Below are 5,295 nucleotides of genomic sequence, written 5' to 3' on the forward strand. Positions count from 1 at the left end.
GGTGCTGATACCCAGAGTCGAACTGGGGACCTCACCCTTACCAAGGGTGCGCTCTACCAACTGAGCCATATCAGCACATCTGGAGCGGGCAGCGGGAATCGAACCCGCATCATCAGCTTGGAAGGCTGAGGTAATAGCCATTATACGATGCCCGCATCCTGGAACTCGGCTACCTGTTCTTTCTGTAGCTTGTGAATAACAGGGGAAGTCCCCTATTATTCTTCGCCTGTCAGCGGAGCTGACTGGCTTTGACTGAGCTTACACCCAATCTGAATTCAGGGTGAGAAGAAGTGACTCACCTGCCAGACAAACAGGTTGTTTATCTGTTTCTCAACCCGGGGGTTGAGATGGTGGTGGGAGAAGGATTCGAACCTTCGAAGTCTGTGACGGCAGATTTACAGTCTGCTCCCTTTGGCCGCTCGGGAATCCCACCTACTTGATGGTGCCGGCTACCGGAATCGAACTGGTGACCTACTGATTACAAGTCAGTTGCTCTACCAACTGAGCTAAGCCGGCATCAAGTGACGCGCATTCTAGGAAGGTCGGCAGAAGGATGCAACAAAAAAATCACTGTTTTTGTTCTATCGCTTACTATTTGTGCAAAGCATCGCAATTTATCCCCGATCTGCAGAAATAACACCCAATTACTGGTCAAAATTTCTCTTCACTCTCGCCCTGGCCTTTTTGCGCCCTGCAGGGTATTGCCCCTTTATTTGTCCGGCTGCATCACGTTTTTTGGCTTACTCAGCAAAAAAGTGTATTAACTGCTCAGTTTTCAACCGACTAAACCACGCTTCAATTTAAATCGTGCGGTCACACAAGCCTCAGCACGAGCTGCACCCCTAAAAAATCCTTCACCGGTCACGGCTTGTCATGATGATCAGCCTTAGATGTAGAGATGCAGACCGCTCCTTCGGGGAAGTGTGATGTGACAGAGGAAGGTGGGAGACAACCCGTAATTCTACAGTGACAGATAATAAGCCTGTGTGAACATGCTTAGCGCGACAGGGGATGCCGAGACACAAGTCGCGAGGATGTGCTTAACGTTATAGAGAAAGCTCCTGTGCATGTGCCTGACGCATCATGGCAGCTGACAGAGAGCCTGTGTGGACAAACTGGCGTGACAGGAGCCGCTGAGACAACAACCCAGCGGGGATAGGCTTAAACTGTAAGCCCATGATGTATGTGTCTGGTGTCGCTTTCATACAGCCTGATGGGACGTGCACAGCGCGACAGGGGAAGCAGAGACCACAGGCAGCGGGAATGCGCTTGACGCCAGAGTAAGACGTGGCAGCACATCGTTTATGTACCTGGTGCAGCTTCCTGACAGCCTGATGGGGCGTGTACAGCGCGACAGGGGAAGCAGAGACCATATACAGCGTCAATGCGCTTAACGCCAGAGAAAACGTGGCAGTCCATAGCGTACGTGCCCGGTGCAGCGTTCTGATAGCCTGTAAGGGCTTCACAGGCGACAGGGGAAGCGGGGACCACCTCCAGCGGGGAAGTCTTATCGCCAGAGAAGACGTGGCAGCACATGGTTTATGTGCCTGGTGCAGCTTTCAGACAGCATGCTGAGTACGACTACTGCACTGTGGTATCAACATGGGTGCGAATTATGTCTACAAGACCCGATGTCAATGTGCGGCATATCCTCAATATATGGCTATCCAGACGTAATGACGGTTACTGCCATTTTTACTTAAGAAGTGGCTGATGCCTCAACGAGGATAAAAAAGCATAACGATTAAAGATTTCAAGCCCCTACATTGAAGATTTATCAAAATCTGCGGTGAGCCTTGCGAAAGCAGTTTACTGTTTATTTTTTACTTCTTTTAAAAGCTATACTGGTGATACCCTCCAGCCCATTGTTCTCGTTAATAACCCTGTGACCGGCAATTCATTTCTCTACACTACCCGGATAGTGATCGGCAAAATGTACAGATGGGTTTGAATCTGCAGTCAAATGTATACTTATGGATAAAACGACATCACTCACCACGCCTTATTTACAGTTCACACGTGAACAGTGGGCGGCATTACGCGACTCGGTTCCCATGACGCTGTCAGAGGATGAGATCGCCCAATTGAAAGGGATCAATGAAGATCTTTCAATTGAAGAAGTGGCAGAAATCTATCTGCCACTCTCACGTTTACTTAATTTCTATATCAGTTCAAATGTCCGCCGCCAGGCCGTGCTGGAACAGTTTCTGGGAACGAATGGGCAAAAAATTCCCTATATCATCAGCATTGCAGGCAGCGTCGCGGTTGGCAAAAGTACTACCGCACGTGTTTTACAGGCGCTTCTGAGCCGCTGGCCCGGACACCGTAAGGTTGAGCTCATTACGACAGATGGTTTTCTTCATCCCAACGCTGTGCTTAAAGAACGCGGCTTAATGAAGAAAAAAGGCTTTCCTCAATCCTATGATATGCATCGGCTGGTTAAATTTGTTTCTGACCTTAAGTCAGGGGCCAGCCAGGTCACGGCTCCCGTCTATTCCCATTTAATTTATGATGTGATTCCGGATGGTGACAAGGTGGTTAAGCAACCTGACATTCTGATTCTGGAAGGATTAAATGTGCTGCAGAGTGGCATGGATTATCCTCACGATCCGCATCATGTTTTTGTCTCTGATTTTGTGGATTTTTCAATCTACGTAGATGCGGAAGAAGATCTATTACAGCGCTGGTATGTGAATCGTTTTCTGAAATTTCGTCAGGGCGCTTTTACCGATCCCAACTCTTATTTTCACCACTATGCTCAGTTGCCTGAGGACGAGGCTGTGAACATTGCCGGCGCGTTGTGGAAAGAAATTAACTGGTTGAACCTTAAGGAAAATATTCTTCCTACACGTGAAAGGGCCAGTTTGATTATGACTAAAAGCGGGAACCATGCGGTAGAAAAGCTGCGTCTCAGAAAATAGTCAACGGTATATAAAGCCTGCTAAAAAGCAGGCTTTATTTATTCCTCAAAGCGGTCGAAGCGATATTTCTCCCCCGACCCACGATTTAATTATCCCGTCTTGTTCAAGCCGCAAACCACCCTGGTTATCAATACCGCGAGCGATGCCGTGCACTTCTCGTTCGCCAATCAGTAATTTCACCGGGCGATTAATGAAGTTATCCAGTTCAGCCCAGCGCGCGACAAAGGGGACTAAGCCCTCCTGCTCAAATACAGGTAATGCTTCACGCAGGCGATTGATCAGTTTTGCCGCAAGCTCGTTACGATTAATGGTTACGCCAGCTTCCTGCAAATTAATCCAGCCCTGATTAATCTGGGCTGCCTCGGCATTTCTCATCGCCAGATTTATTCCGGCACCAATGACAATATGAGCGGCATCGCCGGTTTTACCGGTTAATTCGACTAAAATACCTGCTAACTTTCTGTCATTAAGGTAAATATCGTTGGGCCATTTCACCCGTACGTCTTGGGCACCCAGCGACCGCAGGGTCTCTGCCATAATGATACCAATCACCAGACTGAGCCCCATTGCAGCTGCCGGTCCCTGGTCCAGACGCCAGTACATAGACATATAGAGGTTGGCACCAAAAGGCGAAAACCAGTACCGCCCACGTCGTCCTCGCCCTGCTTGCTGATATTCAGCAACACAGACCGATCCTGAGGGCAGTGAATTCATGCGTTCGAGTAAATACTGATTCGTTGAATCAATCACTGGTATGACTGCGATATCAGGCTGGGACAGCTGAGCAAGAATCTCTTGTTCATTCAGTAACTGAAGCGGTGCAGGGAAACTGTAGCCTTTACCCGTCACGGTATACACGTCAATGCCCCAACTTTTCAGCGTTTGAATATGCTTATTAATCGCCGCACGGCTCATGCCAAGCGTTTCTCCTAGCTGCTCACCAGAGTGAAATTCGCCATCTGCCAGGATATCGATTAATTTCAGTGGTACGCTATGATCCTTCATGAGATTACCTCTACAGCGTTGCATTCACCTTGTGCCTTAATGAAACGGACTTCTGGCTCCAGCCAGACATTAAATTTTTCACCTACGTGCGCGCGCACGCTTTTTGCCAGAGCAACAATGTCATCAGGTGTGGCATTTCCAGCATTGATTAGCACTAAAGCCTGCTGCTGGTGAACTTCCGCACCGCCAATCCGGTAGCCTTTGAGCTGGCATTGATCGATAAGCCAGCCTGCTGCAAGTTTAATATCACCTGTAGGCTGAGGGTAATGTGGCATCATCGGGTACTCATTCAGCAACGCAGCGGCCTGCGGGCCTGTTATCACCGGGTTTTTAAAAAAACTGCCCACGTTACCGGTTATTTTCGGATCCGGTAATTTGCTCTGTCGCATATGGCAGACCGCATGGAAGACATCCCAGGCATTTGCCGTCGCAGGATTCAGCGTTTTTAAATCACCATAGGTGAGGACGGGCTGCCAGTGTTTTTTTAATGAGAAACCGACGGCAATAATCGTATAGCCTGCCTGGTACTGGTGTTTGAAAATACTGTCACGGTAACCAAACTGGCACGCCTCCCGGCTCAGGCGTTGCGTGATGCCGGTATGCAAATTCAGCACGTCGACGTACTCACATACATCTTTTAACTCTACCCCATAAGCGCCAATATTCTGGATAGGTGCTGATCCCACCATTCCAGGAATGAGCGCAAGGTTTTCCAGGCCTGAAATCCCTTTCTCCAGCGTAGTTTTCACCAGTTGATGCCAGTTCTCACCCGCCCCAACATGCAGTTTCCAGCTCTCATTCTCATCGCGGATCTCAACCCCTTTGATACGGTTGATCACGACAATGCCCGCGAAGTCTTCAAGGAACAGCACGTTGCTGCCTTCCCCAAGGACCAAAAAAGGTTGCTGATTGTGCTGGCTCATTTGCCAGGCTGAAAGTATCGCTTCAGGCGTTTCGGCGACAATGCGTGTTTTTGCGCTGACATCAAGCCCCAGCGTGTTGTCGGCTTTTAATGAGGTGTTCGAACTGGACATGAGACGGCCTTAACTGGTTAATCTGGCCGTAGTTTACCGCATCACAACGATAATGCGGGGGAAATTGCGTGCGGTGAATGGCTTTCTGGGATGCTGTTGCTCTTGAATAATCTCAATAGCAGCGGGAATAGAGCGTACAAGCAGGGTAATACAGGATGATTTTGCGGTTGTGTCACATATGAGGATAAGAATGGCTGTGTGCAGAAGGCAATAAAGCAGGAGGAGCGATCTTGAAGACCCGTTTTCCACAACTTACGCACGTAAAAAAGCCCTGAACTTTCGTTCAGGGCTTCTTCACTTGTTTGATGCCTGGCAGTTCCCTACTCTCGCATGGG

At 49.0% G+C, this 5,295-nt stretch carries 3 protein-coding genes and 4 tRNA genes; 1 reads left to right on the forward strand and 6 read right to left on the reverse strand.

Features of this window, described 5'->3' with window-relative positions:
• Nucleotides 1-2: 2 nt before the first annotated feature.
• The 4 genes from NR177_RS23610 to NR177_RS23625 form a co-directional block, all read right to left on the reverse strand.
• Nucleotides 3-75 (reverse strand) — tRNA-Thr (locus NR177_RS23610).
• A 5-nt stretch (nt 76-80) separates the two neighbouring features.
• Nucleotides 81-155, reverse strand: a tRNA-Gly gene (locus NR177_RS23615).
• Nucleotides 156-348: 193 nt separating this feature from the next.
• Nucleotides 349-433 (reverse strand) — tRNA-Tyr (locus NR177_RS23620).
• 7 nt (nt 434-440) lie between these two features.
• Nucleotides 441-516, reverse strand: a tRNA-Thr gene (locus NR177_RS23625).
• A gap of 1,457 nt (nt 517-1,973) precedes the next feature.
• Between NR177_RS23625 and coaA the strand changes: the two genes are divergently transcribed.
• A complete protein-coding gene (gene coaA, locus NR177_RS23630; RefSeq protein WP_063877939.1) occupies nt 1,974-2,921 on the forward strand; it encodes a type I pantothenate kinase in 948 nt (315 codons plus the stop codon).
• 45 nt (nt 2,922-2,966) lie between these two features.
• Here coaA and birA read toward each other — a convergent pair whose 3' ends face one another.
• Together birA and murB are read right to left on the reverse strand one after the other, a co-directional pair.
• A complete protein-coding gene (birA, locus tag NR177_RS23635) occupies nt 2,967-3,926 on the reverse strand; it encodes a bifunctional biotin--[acetyl-CoA-carboxylase] ligase/biotin operon repressor BirA (protein WP_256853790.1) in 960 nt (319 codons plus the stop codon).
• Nucleotides 3,923-4,960 carry a UDP-N-acetylmuramate dehydrogenase gene (gene murB / locus NR177_RS23640; protein ID WP_256853791.1) on the reverse strand — a complete coding sequence of 346 codons (1,038 nt, stop codon included), beginning with the start codon at nt 4,958-4,960 and terminating at the stop codon, nt 3,923-3,925. The genes birA and murB overlap by 4 nt, the downstream gene beginning before the upstream one ends.
• Nucleotides 4,961-5,295: the final 335 nt, after the last annotated feature.

This window comes from Pantoea sp. Fr+CA_20, assembly GCF_024520835.1.
Taxonomy (GTDB): Bacteria; Pseudomonadota; Gammaproteobacteria; order Enterobacterales; family Enterobacteriaceae; genus Pantoea; species Pantoea allii.

Coding starts and splice junctions, on each gene's coding strand:
- coaA (WP_063877939.1), top strand. CDS start 1,974: ATGGATAAAACGACATCACTCACCACGCCTTATTTACAGTTCACACGT.
- birA (WP_256853790.1), bottom strand. CDS start 3,926: ATGAAGGATCATAGCGTACCACTGAAATTAATCGATATCCTGGCAGAT.
- murB (WP_256853791.1), bottom strand. CDS start 4,960: ATGTCCAGTTCGAACACCTCATTAAAAGCCGACAACACGCTGGGGCTT.